Here is a 20,281-nt window from a genome sequence, read left to right as displayed (position 1 = left end):
AACTGATGGTATGGGTATCCCTGGTCCCCAAAAGCGAGGGACCGGGGGGGCACCCGCTTTTGGGGTGATTGCTGGGCTGAATCGGCTGCTTGTTTACTGAGGATTTAAGCGCGGGGTTTGTGGAGGGGGACTACCTGCACGGTTACGTCGCGGACTTCTGCGAGGAAGCGGTTGAGGACAGAGCCGCGGAGGAGGATGTCGAATCTTGAGCGGGCGGATTGGCCGAAGACTACGTGGGAGATGCTTTCCTGCTGGGCGAAGTGGACGAGGGCGTTGGAGACGTTTTTGCCGGTCAGGTTGACTACTTTTGCGCCTAGCTCGCGGGCCATGCGCTCGTACTCTTCGAGGCGGTGCAGGGATTCGGGGTCGCTGTTGCGCTTGTCGTCGGGGCGGTTGACGTAGACGGCGTACCAGTTGGTTGAGAGGCGGCCAGCGATGCGTGCGCCTACGCGCAGGAGTCGTTCCACGCCGGGGCGCGTGCTGAGGCAGACCATTACCTTTTCCGGAACGGAGGCGGGTTCGAGGCCCTGGGTGCGGCGGTACTCGGCTTCGCGGTTGGAGACCTGCTCGGCAGTTGTGCGGAGGGCTAGTTCCCGGAGCAGGTTCAGGTTGCCGATACGGAAGAAGTTGGCGAGGGCCTGTTCTACCTTTTCCGGCGAGTAGATTTTGCCTTGCTTGAGGCGGCTGCGCAGCTCGTTGACAGTTACGTCTACGTTGACGACTTCATCGGCGCGCTTGAAGAAGTTGTCGGGGACGGTTTCGCGGATGGCGGTGTTGGCGGAACGGTTGACGGTGTCATTCAGCGTTTCGAGGTGCTGAATGTTCATCGCGGTCATTACGTTAATGCCTGCGTCGAGGAGCTCGACAACATCTTCGTAGCGCTTGCGGTTTTTGCTGCCGGGAACGTTGGTATGGGCCAGCTCGTCTACGACGACGGTGTGCGGATGGCGGGCGAGGATGGCTTCTACATCCATCTCCTCGAGGTTGACGCCGCGGTAGGGGATGACTTTACGCGGGATGATTTCGAGGTCGCGGATGCGCTCGATAGTTTCCGGGCGGCCATGGGGCTCGACGAGGCCGATGATTACGTCTGTGCCTTGCTGCTTGAGCTGCCAGGCGTCACCGAGCATGTCGTAGGTTTTGCCTACGCCGGGCGCTGCGCCGACATAGATGCGGAGCTTGCCCTGCTCGGGCTTGCGTTCGAGTTGGATTTCGCCCATTTAGCCTACCTCGACGGGATGACGAACAGCTTCTACGGCGGCGATGGGCAGGGTGAAGCGGAAGGTGGTGCCTTGCCCAAGGCGGCTTTCGACGGCGATTTGCCCGCCGAGGGATTGAACGAGGCGGCGGACGAGCGCAAGGCCCATGCCGGTTCCGCCTTCGGAGGATGCGTTGAAGCGGTCGAAGATGTTGGCGAGGCGTTCGGCTTCAATGCCACGGCCTGAGTCGCGCACAGCGAACTGCACGAAGTTCTTGCGCTCTTCTGCGGTGAGGAGGATTTCGCCTTCAGCCGGCGTGAAGCGCAGGGCATTGGTGAGCAGGTTGTCGAAGATGGAGCGCACGGCGCGGCGGTCGGCGTGGATGAAGGAGAGGTCGGCGTAGGCCTGGATTTCGATGCGGACGTGCTTTTGCGTGGCCTGATCGGAGTAGCGGTCTTCGGCTTCCTGCAGGAGCGCGATGGGGCGCAGGTTTTCGAGCTTCATTTCGCGCTTGCCGCTGTCGATTTCGGCTACTTCGATGAGGTCGCCCATGAGGTCGTCGAGAATCTGGGCTTCATGGCTGGATGAGGAGACTAGTTCCGATTGCAGGTTGTTGAGGTCGCCGGCGAAGCCCTGGCCGAGGGCGTAGAGGCCGCGGCGGAGCTGCAGGAGCGGGTCACGGAGCTTGCGGCTGGCGATGGCGATGAACTGCGATTTGAAGCGGTCGGTGTTTTGCACGCTGGTCACGTCTTCGAGCGTGGTGACTGCGCCGAGGAGATGGCCTTCGGAGTCGCGCATGGGGGTGGTGCGGAGGCGGTAGCTGCGGTCGTGCTGGCCGATGCGCATGGGGAGAACGGCGGCTTCGCCTTCGGCGGCGACGGGCTTCTGCATGGCTACGGCGTCGCGGATGGCGGAGAGGATTTTGTCGCCGCCGGGGGTGTTGACGAGCGCCATGCGGTCTGTCGAAGAGGGGCCGAGGAGTTCGGTTGCGGCCTGGTTGACTTTGAGGAGGTGGCCTTTGGCGTCGGTGACGATAATGGGCTCGAAGATGGATTGGAGGACAGCGTCGGAGAGCTGGAAGTCCATCTGCTTGCGGCCAGCTTCGGAGTCGCGGAGGTCGCGGATGCGGGCGGCGAGGCGGTTGAGCTCGGCGGCGATGACGCCGGAGCTGTCGCGGGCTATCCATGTAGAGCGGTGGTCGAGATTGCCGCCGGAGATTTTGCGGGCGTCGCGGGCAAGGGCTTTGAGGGGCGCGAGGACGAAGAAGACGGTTGCGACCGCGATAATGATGACCGCAATTGCCGCAAGCAGATTTTGCGCCGCGATAGCGGTCCAGAGCGCGAGCCCGGCAAGTGCGGCGCAGCCGAGGATTAGCCGTTGTGTGAGGTTGAGCATGGTGCGTCCCGGTCCAGAACAACTGGCGGTAGAAATTGCAATCAACCTATTTTGGACGATTGCCCCGGTTGGCGCAAAACAGGAATGGGACGCGGGTGCGTGGCGAGGCTAGGAGTGTGATTTTGGGAACCAGTCGTGCAGCCATGGGAGGTTTACGAAGAGCAGTGCTACGAAGGTGGCGATGCAGAGGAGAAGGACGAGCATGAGCTGTGGTTCACGGTAGAGTTTTTCGGGGTTTTGCACGGAGCTTTCGTGGCGGAAGGAGAGGCCGAAGTAGATGGCCATGAGCCAGGCGACGATGGGGAAGGTGAGGATGAGCTCCATGCGGTAGCGCATGATGAATGCGCCGAAGAAGAGCATGGCGGTAGAGGCGTAGAAGACGACGGAGTTGAGAAGGGATTCCGGCGTGTAGAAGCGGAAGGAGAGGCGGTAGTTGCCGGCGATGGTGCAGTCGTTGATCTGGCGGTATTCGCTGAAACGCTTGAGGGCCATGAAGTAGGCGCCGAGCATCCAGTAGGAGAAGAGGAGCGAAAGCGGCGGCGCGAGTGTAGATACCATGTACCAGCCGAGGAGGAAGCGCAGCGGGTTGTTGACGGATTCGCTGAGCACGTCAATGTAGGGAAGGTCTTTGGAGCGTATGGGCGGGATGTTATAGATGCAGCCCATGAACCAGAGGCCGAGAGCGCCGAAGAGGAAGTCGCGGGAGATGGTGGTGCCGATGGCGAGGCCGGCGAGCATGAGGGCTATCCACTGCGCGTAGCCGAGGCCGGGGTGGACGAATCCGCGGGCGGCGGGGCGCTTGCACTTGGTGGGGTGCATGCGGTCGTAGGGCGCGTCCAGCATTTCATTGAGCACGTAGTTGCTGCTGGAGATGAGCGTGGCGGCGATCATGCCGAGGAAGATGTGCGAGAGAAGAGGCAGGTCTATGCGGAGTTGTCCGAGGGCGATGCCGAGGATTACTCCGGGGAGGATGAATGCTTGCTTGATGCAGTGGTCGAGGCGGAGGATGCGGACGTGCGCACGCAATCGCTGCGCTAGAGGGAGCTTGACGGTGAGGATGCTTGCGGGCTGGGGGACGATTACGGGAATTGCCATATATGTTTGTTGGACGAGCAATTGCTCTTACTGCTATAGAGGGGGCTTCGTACTGTTTTCTACCTTTAGAAAAGATAAGTTCGTTAAGGGATCTGGCAGACTGAGAGCATATTGTTATGCCACTTGCAACTGAGTCCTGTGGCTTGCTTGTTCTGTACTAATATCCAGTTCACGCCGAACTCTACCTTTAGACGCTCAAAATCTGCAAGCTTAAAGTTTTGCCAATCCAATGTGGCGCTGACTTGCCTGGCCCATGCGGGGCCTAACTCCGGAGACTTGGTGACGATGGCGGTGTCTTTTATGTTGTCGGCGAGGACGCTGCGCTCGGCGAGGGCGCGGAAGCTGTGATTGTCATTGCCGGGGGCGTGCATGTAGTCCGGGTCGATGGCGAAGTAGGCGTTTTGCGGGGTGTTCTGGCTGATCCACTCAAATGCCTGTACCCAGGGGTTGTCCGAGGGTACGCTGGGGAGTTCGATATGTTCAGTAGCGGGGAAGATTTCGCGCTGTGCATAGGCCATGCCTCCGTTTGTCAGGAGGAGAAATGCAGTCCAGCGCCATAGGGTTGTATTGAGAAGATATTTGCCGATGTATGCGCCGAAGATGAGCACGAGGAAGACGTAGACGAGTTGCAGGTAGCGCATGGGCTCAAGCGTGGAGAAGGCGATGAGCTGCTTGGGGCCGAGAATGATGGTGGAGATGAGCTGGTGCGCAATTCCGTAGATGAGGACGGCGGTGGTGAAGAGCGCGAGGGACTGATTGCCCTGTTTACGGGCGATGCGTATGACGAGCCAGAGGATGGCGAGCGGGCCAAGGACGCCTAGCCATTCGTACCAGGTCCACTCAAAGAGAAAATAGCTGTGGCTTGTGCGTAGCGCATCCATATAGAAGGGCATGGGCTTTTTGAACAGCCATGCGAAGGGGAAGAATGCGGCTACGGGTGTTGCTACTTCTTCAGCTTGCGAGGTGAGGCGCGCGCGCAAGGACTGGAGCTGCGTACGGACGGCCTCAGAGAGCGTGAGGGCGAGCACGAAGCAGAAGGATGCGCCTAGTGCCGCCATGAGCGGGTGCAGCAGGAAGGCGAAGAGCAGAAGAGGGATGGCCTGCCAGCGGCGGCCTGCCTGGATTCTGGCGACGGCGAAGAGAATGAGCGCGGTGGCGGGGTTGCGCGGGTGCAGGTACTGGTCGGCGATGTAGAGGGCGGTGCCGGATACCGGGAGGGTGAGCATGGAGGCGAAGAATGCCACGCCACCCCAGCGCGCGGAACGCTCCGGGAAGAGCTGGGAGACGATTATCCAGCATGCCCAGACCATGAAGAAGACGGAGAGGAACTGGAGGGCGAACTCGGCGGTAGCTACAGAAACGCCGGTTGCGTGGACGAAGTGGGCCATCCAGTTATCGAAGACGCTGGTGCGCATCTGCAATTGGAAGAAGGAGGCGTCATGCGGATAGAGGGCGGGATTCAGGTCTGCCTTGATTGCGGACAAGTATACGGCGTCGTCTTCCGCACCGGGGTGGTATCCCATTGTGCAAAAGCCGATAACCGAAAAAAGCAGGGCAGGTAACAGGCCGGACCGCAAAACAACCCTATGCAAAACGCGTAAACTCCAATTTCTAAATATCGTCAGGACTGTATGCAGTCTATACGCATAGACGCAGGTGCAAAGAAGAAGTTTAAAGTGAGAAAGCTTAGGGTAGATACCTAGGGATTGGGTGTCTTTATGAGTAGATGGAAAGCTTGAGGAAAACCAGGTAGATTGTGAGTGTCAATGGTAAACAAAATTGCAGTGGTTATACCAGCCTTGCGCGAGGCGCAAAACCTTCGTTTTATGCTACCTCGGCTGGTTGTTGCACTTGATTCCTGCGGTGTTGCGTACGAGATCCTTGTCGTGGATGATGACAGCCGCGACGGGACGGCGGATGTGGTACGGAAGGCTGCTGGGAAGGACGCCCGTATCCGGTATTTGCTGCGCGAGGACGAACGAGGGCTTGCGGGGGCGATTTTGCATGGCTGGCAGCATACGGATGCGGAGATTCTTGGGGTGATGGATGCGGATTTGCAGCATCCGCCGGAGCTGCTGCCGAAGCTGATTGCCGAGATGCTGAAGGGGAATGATGTGGCGCTGGGCAGCCGTTATGTGAAGGGCGGCGATGTGGGCTTTTGGAATCCGCTGCGGAGGCTGTTTTCCGGGGCTGCGGTGTGGGCGACATGGCCGCTGCAGCGCGGGGAACTGCGTGTGCATGATCCTATGTCGGGTTATTTTCTTGTGCGGCGCAGGTGCGTGGAGCGGGTGATGTTTCAGCAGAGGGGCTTTAAGCTGCTGCTTGAGATTCTTGTGCGGGGGCATGTCGATTCGGTTTGCGAGGTTCCGTTTGCCTTTGGACGGCGCTGGGCGGGGGCAAGCAAGGCGGGGATGAAGGTGGCGTGGGAGTATCTGCAATTGCTTGTGCGGCTGTATGCGTTTCGATGGAGCGAGAAGCGAGCTGTGGAGATTGCGGCGGGGGATTAAGGGGTGTTTGATTGGTCTTAGCAGGCAGTAAAAAGCATCCCTCAGGGGCTGAAGCCCCACCCCAATTCGACTGGCAATTATGTACGGGCTAAAGCCCTTACCCTTCTACAACTTGTCAGACTATTGTCTAGAGGGCGGGCAGCAGGAGCCTGAGAAGCAGGAAGCCTGCTACGCCGAGGAAAAATACCAGTGCCATGCGGATGCCGGGTTCGCGGTTGACTTCCGGGACTAGGTCGCTTGCGCCTACATAAAGCGCTACGCCTGCAGAGACGGGCAGACCGTAGGGGAGCCATGTTGGTATCAACTCGATGACAAGAACACCCATCAACGTGGCGATGGCGAGGCCTACGGCGGCGTAGAAGGCCGCGGAGCGGCTGCGGCCACTGGCCAGCATGATGGAGGCCATGGTGAAGCCTTCCGGCATTTTGTGGAGCAGGATGGCGAGGAAGATGAGCCAGCCGAGCCAGTTGCTGACTACGAAGCCGGAGCCGATGGCTACTCCATCAAAGAGCGCGTGCACACTGAGGCCAGCGAGTACCGAGTAGCTGGTGTGCGTGGAGACGAACTCGTGTTCGTGAGTCTCTTCGCCGTAGTGGAAGTGGGCGTTGATGGTGTGTTCCAGCAGGTGCATCATGCAGTAGCCGGCCATGATGAGCACGGGACCCATTGTGGGGCTGAGATGCAGGCTTTCGGGCGTCATCTCGATGACGGCGGTTGCCATGAGGAAGCCCGCGCCGAGTGCGACGAAGTAACGCAGGTAGCGCTCGATGCCTTTTGCGCGTACGAGTACGAGGCCGCCAGCCACATCGGCGAGCGCGGCAAGCAGGCCGAGCAGTATGGAGGTTCTTAACATCTTTAAGAGGCAAGGAGCCTCTTCGATGATACCTGAGTGGGTGCGGGAGAACGGGAATATGCGGGTATCCGCACCTGGATAAGTGCGGTGAGTTGGGTTAGGCTCTTGTGGTTTCTGCGCGGGCGATGAGGACAACCGTGATGACGCCGAGGAGAAGGACGAACTCTTCCACGTATGTGCTGCGGTTGTGCAGCTTGTTGAAGTGGACGGTCTGCGGGCTGGTCTTGTCGTTGGTGTCGATGGCTCCGCCGGCGGCGATGCGGTCGCGCTCCATGGAGGGGATGATGCCGAATTGCGAGTAGGCTGTGCCGGCGATCATGAGCACGAGGAGAACCATGGGGGCGAGAACGGACTTCGACTTAAAGATGCCCCATGTGGGAGCGATGGCGAGAAGCAACAGGGCTACGCAGCCGGAGACCAGGCCTATGGAATGCAGGATGCGCAGCAACTGGCCGACGATAGAGCCGGCGATGTGCGTGTCCGGCTGGAGCGTGGTGAAGGTGACTGCGGCGATAACGGGGAAGAAGACCTCGGCGCCAAGCCATACGATGAGCGCGAGAGAAAGCAGGGTGCGGAGCAATGTCTTCATGAGGGACAGGATACATGGAAAGGCAGGGAACGAGGGAACAGGGAACGGGGGAACAAGTTTTTAGATAAAGGGCGAAAGCTGTAAAAGACAAAGGCTATAAAAGCTATCAATATCCCACCCGCGCGGCAAAAAACGCGGCGCGAATGGGGCACCCAATATCATCGGGACTGCATCGCAGCTTTGTCCCTTTGTCCCTTTGTCCCTTTGTCCCTTTGTCCCTGCTTTTATCACCTGACTCGCAGGACGATGATGGTTTCGTCGTCGAAGCGGTCGTGGCCGTCCTGGAAGCGGGTTACGTCGGCGAGGATGGCTTCTGCGATGGCTGCGGCGGAGCGCTTGCGCTGGGCGCAGAGAAGTGCACCGAGGCGTTCTTCGCCGTACATTTCGCCCTTGGCGTTTTCGGCGTCGGTGATGCCGTCGGAGACGAAGAGAAGCACGTCGCCGGGTTGCGTGGAGATGGTGAATTCTTCGTAGGTGACTGAGGGAAACATGCCGAGCGGGAAGCCTTCGGCGCGCACCTTGGATAGTTTTCCGCTGCGGCAGAAGAAGGGCTGCGTTGCGCCGGAGTTGGATACCTGGAGGGTGCGGTTTTCGTCGTTCCAGAGAGCGAAGAGCATGACGACGTACTGGGATTCGAGCTTGCGTTCCTGCAGGGCGTCGTTGAGCGTGGCGAGCATGTGGGCGGGGTCGGGCTGCAGGGAGGCTTCGGAGCGCATGATGCCGCTGACGAGCGCGGAGAAGAGCGCTGCGGGGGCAGCTTTGCCGCTTACGTCGCCGAGGATGATGGCGCTTTGGTCGGGGCTGTATTCGAGGAAGTCGTAGAGGTCTCCGCCGATGGTGCGGGCGGGGAGGAACTTTACGGCGATGTCGGCGTTGGCATGTGTGGGTGGCCTGGGCGGCAGGAGGCGGAGCTGGACTTCGCGGGCCATGCGGATGTCGCGTTCGAGTTGCTGCTCCTGGCGGCGCACGGCCTGGTAGAGGCGCGCGTTTTCAATGGCGATAGCGATTTGCGCGGCGAGCGTGGTGAGGATGCGCTCGTGCTCTTCATGGAAGAAGCCGGTGCGGGTGTGTTCGAGGTCGAGTACACCGATTACGCGGCCTTTGTGGAAGAGCGGGACGATCAGCTCGGCGCGCGTTTCGGGGTTCATTTCGAGATAGCGCGGGTCTTTGCGGACGTCTCGCACGTTGACTACGCGCCACTCGCGCACGGCTGCGCCGACGAGGCCGCTGGTGACGGGGATGCGGCGGTGTGGGGCTTCGACGGTTCCGAAGCGCCAGGCGTAACGCGTGATGAGGACTTCTCCTTTGTCGTCGAGCAGCATGATGCTGAACATCTGATAGTCGATGAGGCGGCGGAGAAGCTGGCCGATGCGCTCGAAGAGCGGGTCGATGTCGAGGATAGAGGTTAGCTCGGCGGCGATTTCATTGAGCACAGAAAGCTGTTGCGCCTGGCGCGAGACGCGGGTGTAGAGGCGGGCGTTTTCGATGGCCTGCGCGATGCGCGAGGCGGTGAGCACGAGGAGGTGCAGGTGCTCGTCACGGAAGTAGTTTGGCTGCGTGCTTTCGAGGTCGAGCACTCCGATGAGGCGATTTTTGGCGATGAGTGGGACGGCCACTTCGGAGCGCACGTCGGGATTGGCGCTGATGTACTCCGGCATGGTGGCGACGTCATTGAGCAGGATGGGCTTGCGGGTGAGCGCGACTTGTCCGGCTACGCCTTTGCCTATGGGGAAGCGCATGCGTTCGACTTCGGGTGTGTGGCCGATCTGGAAGCGGATGCGCAGATCCTGCGTGCGGTCGTTGAGCAGCAGGATGGCGAAGATGCGATAGGGGATGATGGTTCGCACCATTTCTGCGGTGCGTTCGAGGAGTGTTTGCAGGTCGAGCGTGGTGTTAAGGGCGTCTGCTAACTGGACTAAGTAGGCGAAATCCGTTGGCTCCACGCGAACATTCAAGGGGTCGATCGGCGTGGACTCCGCAGGGCGGTAGTCGCCTTCAAATTCGTGCATGGGTGCAGAGTGCTTGCGGGGTTCGTCCATCAGTATCCAGAGGATGATACCTGATTTTTATCTCCGGCAAGTTCGCGGACGATGGCTACGCTGGCGGAGGCTCCGATGCGGTTGGCTCCGGCTTCGAGCATGGCGCGCGCGTCGGCCAGTGTGCGGATGCCTCCGGAGGCTTTTACGCCGCTGCGGGAGCCGGCTACGCCGCGAAGCATGGCTACGTCGGCTACGGTGGCTCCGCCGGTGGAGAAGCCGGTGGAGGTCTTGAGGAAGTCTGCACCGGACTGGATGGCGATTTCGGCGGCGCGGAGTTTTTCTTCCACTGTGAGCAGGCTGGTTTCGAGGATGACTTTGAGGATGGCTCCGTTGTGGTGCGTGGCGGTGGCGATGGAGCGGATGGCGTGCTCGACGGCGGCGTGGTTGCCGCTTTTGAGTTGGCCGATGGGGAGCACCATGTCTAGCTCTTTGGCTCCCATGCGCGTGAGAGATGCGACTTCCTGGAGAAGCGTGGAGACGAGGGATGCGCCGAGAGGGAAGCCGATGACTACGCCGAGTGGGGTGCCGGTTCCGGCGAGTACGGACGTGGCGACGCCGGCCCAGATGGGGTTAATCATGGCGCAGGCGAAGCCGTATTCGACGGCTTCTTTGCAGGTTTTTTCTACCTGGTCGCGTGTGGCCTCGGGCTTGAGCAGCGTGTGGTCAATGACGGCGGCGAGTGCGCGCGGGTTGGAGAGAGCTTGCGCAGCGAATGCGGCGGAGTCAAAGGTGCCGTGATCGAACTCGATATCGCTGGGGGAAATGGAAGTGCCTGCTGCCATGTGGGTGCTCCTTTCGCGGGCTTATGCGCTCTGTGTGTGTTGCGATTATTCCGAGGTTATTCCGGATGGTCCGCGGTCATGAGGCGAATGTCGGGCAGATTGCGGTAGCGCTCTGCGTAATCCATACCGTAGCCGATGACGAAGAGGTTGGGGATGGAGAAGCCTACGTAATCGGCTTCGATTTTTTCGATGCGGCGCGAAGGCTTGTCGAGCAGGGCGGCGATGCGCAGGGTTTTGGGATGATGCTGCAGCATGAGCTTGCGCAGGTAAGAGAGCGTGAGGCCGGTGTCGAGGATGTCTTCCACGATGAGGACGTTTTTGCCTTCGATAGGATGGTCGAGGTCTTTGATGAGCTTGACGGCACCGGAGGAACGCTGGCCTTTGCCGTAGCTGGAGACGGCGATGAAGTCAAAGGTTACGTCGGCTTCGACGGCGCGGGCGAGGTCCGCGAGGAACGGCGCTGCGCCTTTGAGCACTCCGACCATGATGAGCTGCTCGCCGCCGAGGTCGCGGGTGATCTGCGCGCCGAGCTCGGTAACTCGGTCTGCGATTTGCTGGCGGGAGTAGAGAATTTCTGTACCTTCCTGTGGGTGTCCGGTGGCGGCGGTCGTCATAATCTCAGTATTGCGCGAAGGATGGGGAGCAGGGAAGTGGGAAGCGAAAAATGGTTTGGCGGGAGATGCAGCCGGAAGAAGCGCCGGCGCGTCTATACTGGTAACAGATGTTGCCTTTTCTCCATCTTGGACCGTTGAATGTGCCTACGTTTGGGCTGATGCTGTGGCTGGCCGCCGTAGTTGGCGGGCTGGTGCTGCAGCGCAACTTCAGCCGCTGGCTTATTCAGAGCGATGCCATTGGCATGGTGATGATTACCGTGGTCGCAGGCATTGTGGGCGCGAAGCTGTGGCATGTAGTGGATACGCCCTCGGAGTTTAGCGAGCAGGGTTGGCGCGTGTTGTATGACACGGCGGGCTTTGCGTGGTTTGGCGGACTCGTGGCCGGAATTCTGGCGCTGGTTGGGCAGGGAATCTGGGCTCGGATTGGCGCACTGCGCATGCTGGACCTGGCTGCTCCGGCGGCGGCGTTTGGATATGGCGTTGGACGCATAGGGTGTTTTCTTTCCGGCGACGGCTGTTATGGGTTGCCTACCAAGCTGCCGTGGGGCATGGCGTTTCCCAAGGGGATTGAGCCGGTGTTTGTGCCGGTGCATCCTACGCCGCTGTATGAGTTTGGCGACTCGGTGCTGATTGGCACGTGGTTGTGGTTCCGGGGAAAGAAGCAGCGGCCTACGGGAGCGATTCTTGGCGAGTACCTGATTTTGAGTGGTGCGGCGCGGTTCCTGGTGGAGTTTGTTCGGCGGAATCCCAAGGTGCTTTGGGGATTGTCGAATGCGCAACTGGCTAGCGCGGGCTGTGTGGCGGCGGGTGCGTTGTTGCTGGTTTGGGCTTATACACGGCGGCCTGTGCAGGAATCTGCGGCTACGGTTGAGAATCCGGCGTAGAAGCATGCCTCAGGGGCTAAAGCCCGTACCTTCCCAGATGATTTGTTTGCTAAGGCAGGGCTTAAAGCCCTGCCTTAGCTTTTTGTACGGCTTTGCGGCGGAAACAATCCGGGGTGTGGTCGTTGACCACGCCGATGGCCTGCATCCATGCGTAGACGATGGTTGGGCCGACGAATTTGAAGCCGCGCTTCTTTAGATCCTTGGAGATTTTTTCGGAGAGCGGCGATTGCGATGGCAGCGGGCCGGTGTTCTGGATGGGCTTTCCATCGACAAAACTCCAGACATATTGGGAGAAGTCTTCGTCGGCGGCCTGCATGGCGAGATAGATTTTTGCGCCCTGGATGGTGGCTTCAATCTTGGCGCGGGCGCGGACGATGCCGGGGTCGGCAAGCAGGCGTTCGATGTCGGCTTCGGTGAAGCGGGCTACTTTGGCGGGGTCGAAGTTTTTGAAGGCTTTGCGGAAGGATTCGCGCTTGCGGAGAATGACGATCCACGCGAGGCCGGCTTGAAAGCCTTCGAGCATGAGCGTTTCCCAGAGTGCGCGGCTGTCGTATTCGGGCACGCCCCATTCTTCATCGTGGTAAGCGAGGTAGAGCGGGTCGGAGCCGGGCCATTTGCAGCGGGTGAGTTCTTTGGGTGGCATGCGATTGTTCCTGATTTTGAATTTATAGCCGTTTGAGGAAGGCGAGGGCTTCTTTTAACTGGGGGAACTGGCGCTCGTCGGCTTTGAAGGCGGCGGAGTGGACGCAGCGGCGTGTGCCGTTCATTTTTACCGGGTGCTTGAGGTGCAGCATCTCGTGGTAGAGCAGGTATTCGATGGCGTAACGCGGGCTGCTGGGGCGGTCGAAGACGCGACTGACGACGATGGTGTTGTGCGCGGGGTCGTAGTGGCCGAGGAGACGCTTGGCCATGTTCTCGCTCCATGTGAGCTGGGGACGACCCATGAGGCCATGGAAGAAACGTTCGTTGAGGGAGTCGAAGACCTCTTCGAGGTTGTAGTAGTGGCCCTGCGGGCCGAGGTAGCGCTTGCTGCCACGGCTGCCGCGAATCAGTTCGGTCTGCTTCATGACCGCTGACGAGGTGGCGAAACGTTTGTAGCGGTGGTTTTGCGCGGCATCGATGGGCTTTTTGTAGAGCTTGGCCAGCAGGATGTGCGCGATGGCGTGCAGGACCGATTCCGGCGCGCCTTCGAGCAGGTCAGAGAGGCTGACGTGAATCTGGCCTTCACGGAGGCGGATGGTGGTGTTGAGGGAAACGAATTTGCGGAAACGGATGGTAAAGGGCGGCATCGGCGCGCGGGGACGCAGCGCGCGGTATTCCTGCTGGAAGATGGGGATTAAATCGGATGCCACCAATTTTAAGGCTAGCAGAGAAAGGCAGGGAGTAGGGAATAGAAGGCAACTGCAAAAGCCGAACCATTCGCGCTGAATAGCCTTTCAGTACTTTTGTTTTCTACTCCCTGAGCCCTGTTTTATTTCGGTTCTGCGCGCTGCTGGCCTTTGTCGTCTTTGTGCGTGAGGAAGTAGGCGGTTTGTTCGGTGAACAGGCGCTTGGCGTCGTCGGTCAGGTCTTCGCTGCTTTCGATGGCCTCTTTGCGGGAGATGTCGAAGGTGGGTTCGCCGGGGAGGGCCATCAGGATGGTGTGCCATTTGGGGCAGGCTTCGTTTAGATCCTTGAGTGACTTGCGCATGTCGGCTTTGCGCTCACTGTACTGGTCGAGGTTGGAGCCTAGCTCGTCCATTAGGGCTGTGAAGTCCTGCAACTCGTCGTCGATGCGCTTGGCGCGGGCTGTGGACTTGCCGCGGTTGGTCAGGCCCTTGATGATTTCGGCGCGCTCGTTGAGGAACCTGGTGTAGAGCGCGATGCGCTGGTCGGGGTCAATGCCGGCTTCGCGGATTTGCTCGATCTGGTTTTCGTTGAGTGGCTCGCGCTTGTCTTTTTGCGCGATAACGGGAGCGGCGCAGAGTGCGGCGATGAGCAGGCTTGAGAAGAAACGCGGGCGAGGCATACGCAAAACCTCCGACGCGGTTCATTATGTCAAAAGCAGCTATTAGCCGTTAGCTTTTAGCTCTTAGCTGGTTCGTTGCGGCAACAAGGATTTGTACTCAACGCCAACGTTTACTGCTGTGCAGTGGGCCAAAAGCTATTTTTTGAAGACGGCCAGCATGGTTTCGTTTTGTGCGGCGTTGAGCTGGGCCAGCGTTGCTGTCATCAGCGGCTTGTCTTCTTCATTGGAGGCGTGGATCAGCTCGTTGAGGCGGTAGGCTGTGTGGCGTAGGAGGATTTGCGCGTCCTTGAGCTTTTTGTCGTTTATGGCAACGGCGCTGTTAATTTTGTGCGTGAACTGCTCTGCCTGCTTGAGGAGCGCTGTGGCTTTCACGATTTCTCCGCCGGTGTATTGCCTGGCGCTGAACTCGACGAGCTCGTGCACGAGCTGCGCGTAGAGGAAGCACTGCTCGCGGGGCGAGGCCTGCGAGGCACGGGCTTCCAGCGCGTCGATGGATTGCTGGTCTATGGGCTTGTCGTCCGGCGACGCGGTGTAGGCTGGAAGCGAGACGGCAGTCAGCAGAATGAAAACGGCTGGGATCTTACGCATGACGAACCTCCGCGGGGGATTGCGGTATTCGATTCAAGTTTCCAACCTTGCCGGAACGGTTCCGGCAAAAAACTATCCTTGGCACGGACTATAGGCCGAATTGCACAAATGTGCAAGGTTCTATTTGTAACTTAATTGTCGTCTGCCAGCTACTTCTTTTCCAGCAATTGAAGGCGCTGGCGTGCCTGCCATTCCTGATCGGGGAAGCTGCCTTTGGCTGCGTCGAGAAAACGATGGTAGTAAGAAGCCGCGTTTGCGCGATCGTGCATTGCATCGTACGAGGTGGCCCACAGGAAATAGGTCGATGGGTTGTCGGGGACGAATTTTGCGCGGGCGGTAAGCGCTTGAATAACGACCGAGGGGCGGTTGGTTTTGGATGCGGCGAAGGCGAGGCCGCTCCATGCGTCGGGATTGGTTGGAGCGAGCTGGGTGGCTTTTGAGAAGGCCTGGAAGGCTTCGGCGTAGTGAAGCTGGCGGATGAGGTTCTGGCCGTGGCCGATGAGCAGGTCGGGGTCGCTGGGATTGGCGGCGATGAGCTGGGTGTAGAGCTGGTCAGAGTTTGCAATATCTCCCGCTTCGGAGAGGACTTCGGCAAGCATGCGCGTGATGGCCGTGTTGTCAGGGTGCGCGGTGTGGAGCTTCTGGAGAAGGGGAACGGCTTCGGCTTTGTTTTCGGCGGCTAGGACGGTGGCTAGCTGCGCGGTCAGCGTTGGGTCGTCCGGGGAGCTTTGCAGGGCGGTGCGGAGGAAGGTTTCCGCGTCGGTATATTTCTTTTGCGCGATGAGGGCGTGTGCCATGCCGGAGTTAGCTTCGGCGGATTTGGGGTCTTTGGCAAGCAAGCGCTTGTAGGCGGCTGTGGCGGAGTCGAAGTCGCCGGTCTGCTCGGCTAGTTCGGCGGCAAGGAGTGTGTCGTCAGTGGTTTCGGGGCTTATCTTCAAGGCTTCGATTAAGTCGTTGGAAGCGGCAGACGGGTCGGTGGTGCGGTCGATTTGTGCGAGGGCTCGCCAGGCGCGGGCTTTGAGTGTGGGTCCGGCCTCGCCGGGATCTAACTTAGTGGCGGCGGTGAGTTCGGTACGGGCTTCGTCGGACTTGTTCTGGCGGGCGAGCAGCAGGCCTAGCGAGAGATGCGCTTCAAAGGATGTGTTGTTCGCGTCTACGGCGCGGCGGTAGAGCGCGGCGGCTTCGTCGAGGTGATTCTGCGCATCGGCGGCGTAGCCTGCGTCGAAGAGGGCGCGTGCATCGTTGGGATGGGCGGTGAGATAGGCACTGAGCTTGTCGGAGGCTGCTTTCCAGTTGGATTGCGAGATGGCTGCTTCGGCGTCCTGCACTTCTGGAGCGAGCGTGTTGCCGGCGCTTGCGGGTTGTTGCGCGAGAAAGAGAGCAGGGGAAGCAAAAAGGACGAGCAGAGACGCGAAACGATGCACGAAATACCTCACCTATAAGTGTAAGCCGTTGTTCTGTTTTTGGACGTTTTGCAGAGGCGGGAGGGGAGTGCCAAAGAGGATCGAACTACAAAAAGATAACCATTAAGTGGTTACCTTACTGTAACGTTTGGCATGCAAAGCGCACAATTCTATAGCAGTTGCGCGGATTGTCGCAAGGATGGACAGACTAAAGGCATGTGGAGTTAAGCAACTTTGGCCTATATGCTCGCATCCATCTATATAGCAGCTAATCTGAGGAATTTAACTTTGGCTGTTTGTGTACAAGCCTAAAGAAGCAGGTGAACTATGCTTTCACTCATTATGAATAAACGCCACGATTATGACGAGCAGGAGTCGTATACGCTTTGTAGCGATCCGGTTCATATTCCGTTAGCGAATGCTTATTTGTGCCAGGACTGCAATAGCGTGGGCAATTGCTCCACGCAGTGCCCGGCTTGCGCATCGACTGTGCTGATGAATCTGTCTTCGGTTCTCAACCGCGAAGTGGATGCAGTTGTGAGCGAGATTGAGTACGAGTACATTCCTGAATTGGTCGCTTAAGGTTCTTTCGCGGATATCGTAAAGTTGGGGCGTGGCCCATGCGGGCTGCAAGAGAATGCGCCGGATTGGTTCCGGCGCTTCTTGTTTCCTGACGCGAATTTCGCACAATGTGCGGCGCTCTTATAATAAGAATGGGCCGTTCTGCACATTTGCTTGCGAGACGCACAGTGAGCGTACGGCCGATTTTTGGGCTGGTGCTTACTGTTGACCTCTGCGAATGAAGCAATCATAATCCGCGGCGCGCGGACGCATAATCTCAAGAACATCTCTTGCGAGATTCCGCATGGCAAGCTAACGGTGCTGAGCGGTGTGTCGGGCTCCGGCAAATCGTCGCTTGCCTTTGACACGATTTACGCGGAAGGGCAGCGGCGTTATGTGGAGTCGCTGTCGGCGTATGCGCGGCAGTTTCTGGAGCGCATCGAGAAGCCCGACGTGGACGAGATTGACGGGCTTGCTCCGGCGATTGCGATTAAGCAGAAAAATACTACGCGGAACCCGCGGTCTACGGTGGCTACGGCTACTGAGATCTATGACTACCTGCGCTTGTTGTATGCGCGCTGCGGGACGGTGCATTGCATTCACTGCGATGGACTGGTGCGGCGCGACAGCGTGGATGAGATTGCCGATGCGGTGATGGCGCTGGGTGAGGGAACGCGGCTGCAGGCGCTGTTTCCGGTGAAGACGGTTTCGATTGAGAAGGCGGAGGCTCCGCCTGCAAAGAAGACAAGAGCGAGTGCGAAAGCTGCGGCGAAGGCTGCTGAAGATGGTCCGCTGAATGATGGCATGAAGGCGCGGCTGATGGAGCTGCGCAGCGGCGGATTCAACCGGCTGTATCAGCTTGGGCGCATCTTTGAGTTCTCTACGCCGGAGTCGTTGCTGGAGATTGATTTTTCTCTGCCGGTGTTTGTGCTGGTGGACCGCATTGTTGTGGATGATGAGAATCGTGCGCGCATTGTGGATGCTGTCGAGATTGCATATCGCGAAGCTGGCGAGGTGATCTTTGAGACTGTTCCGCGTGAAGAGGGTGCGGAGCGGAAGCATTCTCGCTACTCTTCTGCATTTGAGTGTGTGGATTGCCACAGGCCGGGGCGTGAGCCGGAGCCGAGGCTGTTCAGCTTTAACAATCCCTTTGGCGCTTGCCCGCGATGCCAGGGATTTGGGAACACTGTCGATTTCGATTTGAATTTGATTGTTCCGGATAAGTCGCTGAGCCTGAATGATGGCGCGATTGATCCGTGGAACAGGCCGAAGTATCGTCCGTGGTTTACGGATTTCAAGAAGCATGCGCCGACGCTGGGAGTTCCGCTGAATGTGGCGTGGCGCGAGCTGACGGATGCGCAGCGCGAGGTGATTTTGCGCGGCAAGGGAAGCTATGCGGGTGTGTATGGCTTCTTTGCGCAGTTGGAAAAGAAGAAGTACAAGCTGCATGTTCGCGTGATGCTAAGCAAGTATCGCGGATATGCGGAGTGCCCGGAGTGCCGTGGGCAGCGGCTGCGGGCCGAAGCGCGCGCGGTGCGGTTGAATGGGCTGAATATCTGCCAGGCGGCAGCGCTGACGATTGCGAAGGCGAAGGATTTTTTTGCGGGGTTGAAGCTGACGCCGATGCAGGAAGAGATTGCCGGGTCGGTGCTGGGAGAGGTTCAGCAGCGGCTGCTGTTTTTGTATGCGGTGGGACTGGATTATCTGACGCTGGACAGGTTGGCATCAACCCTTTCTGGCGGTGAGGCGCAACGGATTCAGCTTGCTACTTCCTTGGGCTCACAGCTTGTGGGGGCGCTCTATGTGCTGGACGAGCCTTCGATTGGTTTGCATACGCGGGATACGGCGCGGTTGATTTCGATCCTGGAGAAGCTGCGCGACCTGGGCAACACGATTGTTGTGGTGGAGCATGATCCCGATGTGTTGCGTGCCGCGGACTACTTGCTGGACCTTGGTCCGGGTGCGGGCGAGTTTGGCGGCAAGCTGCTGGCGGAAGGGAATCTGGCGGAGATTGAGGCGAATCCGAATTCGCTGACGGGCAAGTATCTTTCGGGGCAGATTGCGATTCCTGTACCGACGCGGCGGCGTTTGCCGGGGCGCGAGAAGCTGGTGCTGCGCGGGGCGAATGCGAACAATCTGCGCAATGTGGATGTGGAGATTCCGCTGGGGATGCTGGTGGCGATTACGGGCGTTTCCGGATCGGGGAAATCGACGCTGGTGCATCATGTGCTGGCTCGCGCTGTTGCGCATGCGCTGGGGCAGACGGATTCCGGCGATCCTACGGGGTCGTATAAATCGTTGACAGGTGTGGAGCGGCTGAATGATGTGGTTCTGGTGGACCAGACGCCGATTGGCCGCACGCCGCGTTCGAATCCGGTGACGTACATCAAGGCGTTCGATTTGATTCGCGAGCTGTTTGCTTCACAGCCGGATGCGAAGCGTAAGGGACTTACGCCGGGGCATTTTTCGTTTAACGTGCCGGGCGGGCGGTGCAATACCTGCGAGGGCGATGGCACGGTTACGGTTGAGATGCAGTTTCTGGCGGACGTGGAACTGCCTTGTGAGGATTGCGGTGGCACGCGTTACCAGGCGCGCATTCTTGAGGTGCAGTACAAGGGTAAGAATATTCATGAAGTGCTGCAGATGACGGTGAAGGAGGCGCTGCGCTTCTTTACCGGGTTGAACAAGCTGCAGGAGAAGCTGACGGTTCTGGATGAGGTGGGGTTGGGGTATCTGCGGCTGGGGCAGTCGGCTACTACGCTCTCTGGTGGCGAGGCGCAGCGTGTGAAGCTGGCGGCGCATCTGGCGCAGGTTCGTTCGGCGAATGCGAATGCCAAGCCTTCGCAGGCCAGCCGGGTGCTTTACATCCTGGATGAGCCTACGACGGGGCTGCACTTTGATGATGTGTCGAAGCTGCTGACGGCGTTTAAGAAGCTGATTGACGGTGGCGGCTCGCTGGTGGTGATTGAGCACAATCTGGACATTATCAAGAGCGCCGATTGGGTGATTGATATGGGGCCGGAAGGCGGCGATGGTGGCGGACAGGTGGTTGCTGTGGGCACGCCGGAAGAGATTGCCGCAAATCTGCATTCTCATACGGGGAAGTGGCTGGGGAAAGTCCTGTGAAAAATTTAGAGGCGCAGGGTAAGTTACTTTTCTAAACCTGTTTACATGCTAAGTTTAGCGAATGTCTGTATCAGGTCTGTTTTGATTTCAGCAATAGGGCGTCCGCAATTCATATAATCCACGTCGAGCTCTTCGTTGAGGAAAAGGAGCGCATAGAGATCCTCAACTTCATGTTTCCAATCCCAATCGGTAATTTTGTCAAGTGCGAATGATGCTGCCCAAACATTTCGCTTCCCAGCAATTACTTCACGCGCAACTTGTCTGGTAACTGCTTCGCGCGCATTCTTTAGCGAGATTGGGTAATGCACTGACAGCTCATTGAATGTGCGGCTCACAAGCTTTTCAATGTCGTGGCGGCTGTGAACATTGATTTCACCAGCAAGACGTCTGAGCGAAGGCGAATCAAAGCCGTTGGTCAAAAGGTCCGCAGCTAGCGACGGCATATCTTCTGGTAGCAATAAGCCGCATGTCCATTGTGCAGCCAGCAGATATGGAGATAACGGTGCGTCTGGTACAGGAATATCGGGAAACTCCGCTGCATATGATTCCGGTGGCTCTTCATGCAAATGAGCCAATTCCTCCTGATTACGCGGAGGTCTATTCTCTTTGAAGCGGTCTAACAAGAGCTTCGACATAGG

19 protein-coding genes are annotated in these 20,281 nt (G+C 58.8%); 4 read left to right on the top strand and 15 right to left on the bottom strand.

Translation table 11 applies throughout. The annotated features are described in order from the left end of the window. Positions 1–104: 104 nt before the first annotated feature. From AC5S3R_RS05815 to AC5S3R_RS05800, 4 genes are all read right to left on the bottom strand, one after another. Positions 105–1,220 carry a universal stress protein gene (locus AC5S3R_RS05815; protein ID WP_494266067.1) on the bottom strand — a complete coding sequence of 372 codons (1,116 nt, stop codon included), beginning with the start codon at positions 1,218–1,220 and terminating at the stop codon, positions 105–107. Further along, positions 1,221–2,594 carry a sensor histidine kinase gene (locus AC5S3R_RS05810; RefSeq protein ID WP_494266066.1) on the bottom strand — a complete coding sequence of 458 codons (1,374 nt, stop codon included), beginning with the start codon at positions 2,592–2,594 and terminating at the stop codon, positions 1,221–1,223. A gap of 108 nt (positions 2,595–2,702) precedes the next feature. Further along, positions 2,703–3,689, bottom strand: coding sequence for a UbiA family prenyltransferase (locus AC5S3R_RS05805; RefSeq protein ID WP_494266065.1), 987 nt, complete (start codon positions 3,687–3,689; stop codon positions 2,703–2,705). Positions 3,690–3,772: 83 nt separating this feature from the next. Then, a complete protein-coding gene (locus AC5S3R_RS05800; protein WP_494266064.1) occupies positions 3,773–5,173 on the bottom strand; it encodes a hypothetical protein in 1,401 nt (466 codons plus the stop codon). Between the two features lie 282 nt (positions 5,174–5,455). On the opposite strand from AC5S3R_RS05800, the gene AC5S3R_RS05795 reads away from it, so the two are divergent. Next, entirely contained in the window at positions 5,456–6,196 is a 741-nt protein-coding gene (locus AC5S3R_RS05795; RefSeq protein WP_494266063.1) for a polyprenol monophosphomannose synthase, read from the top strand. A gap of 127 nt (positions 6,197–6,323) precedes the next feature. Here AC5S3R_RS05795 and AC5S3R_RS05790 read toward each other — a convergent pair whose 3' ends face one another. From AC5S3R_RS05790 to hpt, 5 genes are all read right to left on the bottom strand, one after another. Further along, complete coding sequence (locus tag AC5S3R_RS05790; protein WP_494266062.1) at positions 6,324–7,049, bottom strand: ZIP family metal transporter; 726 nt, start codon at positions 7,047–7,049, stop codon at positions 6,324–6,326. Positions 7,050–7,146: 97 nt separating this feature from the next. Further along, on the bottom strand, positions 7,147–7,638 hold the full coding sequence (locus AC5S3R_RS05785; RefSeq protein WP_494266061.1) for a DUF4149 domain-containing protein: 492 nt from the start codon (positions 7,636–7,638) through the stop codon (positions 7,147–7,149). A gap of 227 nt (positions 7,639–7,865) precedes the next feature. Next, positions 7,866–9,677: a GAF domain-containing protein gene (locus AC5S3R_RS05780; RefSeq protein WP_494266060.1), complete on the bottom strand. Its 1,812-nt coding sequence runs from the start codon at positions 9,675–9,677 to the stop codon at positions 7,866–7,868. After that, complete coding sequence (gene deoC, locus AC5S3R_RS05775) at positions 9,677–10,459, bottom strand: deoxyribose-phosphate aldolase (protein WP_494266059.1); 783 nt, start codon at positions 10,457–10,459, stop codon at positions 9,677–9,679. Before deoC ends, AC5S3R_RS05780 begins: the two co-directional genes overlap by 1 nt. Positions 10,460–10,515: 56 nt before the next feature. Beyond that, complete coding sequence (gene hpt / locus AC5S3R_RS05770) at positions 10,516–11,073, bottom strand: hypoxanthine phosphoribosyltransferase (RefSeq protein WP_494266058.1); 558 nt, start codon at positions 11,071–11,073, stop codon at positions 10,516–10,518. Between the two features lie 107 nt (positions 11,074–11,180). On the opposite strand from hpt, the gene AC5S3R_RS05765 reads away from it, so the two are divergent. After that, positions 11,181–11,957 carry a prolipoprotein diacylglyceryl transferase gene (locus tag AC5S3R_RS05765; protein ID WP_494266057.1) on the top strand — a complete coding sequence of 259 codons (777 nt, stop codon included), beginning with the start codon at positions 11,181–11,183 and terminating at the stop codon, positions 11,955–11,957. Positions 11,958–12,018: 61 nt separating this feature from the next. On the opposite strand, the gene AC5S3R_RS05760 is transcribed toward AC5S3R_RS05765, so the two are convergent. The 5 genes from AC5S3R_RS05760 to AC5S3R_RS05740 form a co-directional block, all read right to left on the bottom strand. After that, positions 12,019–12,600, bottom strand: a complete 582-nt coding sequence (locus AC5S3R_RS05760) for a DNA-3-methyladenine glycosylase I (protein WP_494266056.1) — start codon at positions 12,598–12,600, stop codon at positions 12,019–12,021. 22 nt (positions 12,601–12,622) lie between these two features. Beyond that, positions 12,623–13,309 carry a SprT-like domain-containing protein gene (locus AC5S3R_RS05755; protein WP_494266055.1) on the bottom strand — a complete coding sequence of 229 codons (687 nt, stop codon included), beginning with the start codon at positions 13,307–13,309 and terminating at the stop codon, positions 12,623–12,625. Positions 13,310–13,428: 119 nt separating this feature from the next. Further along, positions 13,429–13,965, bottom strand: coding sequence for a hypothetical protein (locus AC5S3R_RS05750; RefSeq protein ID WP_494266054.1), 537 nt, complete (start codon positions 13,963–13,965; stop codon positions 13,429–13,431). A 135-nt stretch (positions 13,966–14,100) separates the two neighbouring features. Next, the gene (locus tag AC5S3R_RS05745) at positions 14,101–14,553 is read right to left on the bottom strand and encodes a hypothetical protein (protein ID WP_494266053.1); all 453 of its coding nucleotides are present in this window, start codon (positions 14,551–14,553) and stop codon (positions 14,101–14,103) included. Positions 14,554–14,702: 149 nt separating this feature from the next. Continuing rightward, positions 14,703–15,977 carry a tetratricopeptide repeat protein gene (locus tag AC5S3R_RS05740; RefSeq protein ID WP_494266052.1) on the bottom strand — a complete coding sequence of 425 codons (1,275 nt, stop codon included), beginning with the start codon at positions 15,975–15,977 and terminating at the stop codon, positions 14,703–14,705. A gap of 306 nt (positions 15,978–16,283) precedes the next feature. On the opposite strand from AC5S3R_RS05740, the gene AC5S3R_RS05735 reads away from it, so the two are divergent. Then, complete coding sequence (locus AC5S3R_RS05735; protein ID WP_494266051.1) at positions 16,284–16,538, top strand: hypothetical protein; 255 nt, start codon at positions 16,284–16,286, stop codon at positions 16,536–16,538. 201 nt (positions 16,539–16,739) lie between these two features. Next, positions 16,740–19,643 (top strand): excinuclease ABC subunit UvrA, encoded by a 2,904-nt coding sequence (uvrA, locus tag AC5S3R_RS05730; RefSeq protein WP_494266144.1) that lies wholly within the window; start codon positions 16,740–16,742, stop codon positions 19,641–19,643. 41 nt (positions 19,644–19,684) lie between these two features. On the opposite strand, the gene AC5S3R_RS05725 is transcribed toward uvrA, so the two are convergent. Then, on the bottom strand, positions 19,685–20,278 hold the full coding sequence (locus AC5S3R_RS05725) for a hypothetical protein (RefSeq protein WP_494266050.1): 594 nt from the start codon (positions 20,276–20,278) through the stop codon (positions 19,685–19,687). Positions 20,279–20,281 lie beyond the last annotated feature (3 nt).

It is taken from the genome of Occallatibacter sp. FHG110214_02 (assembly GCF_059115385.1).
The sequence above is the reverse complement of the archived record's forward strand: the minus strand, read 5'-3'. Positions and strand labels throughout refer to the sequence as shown.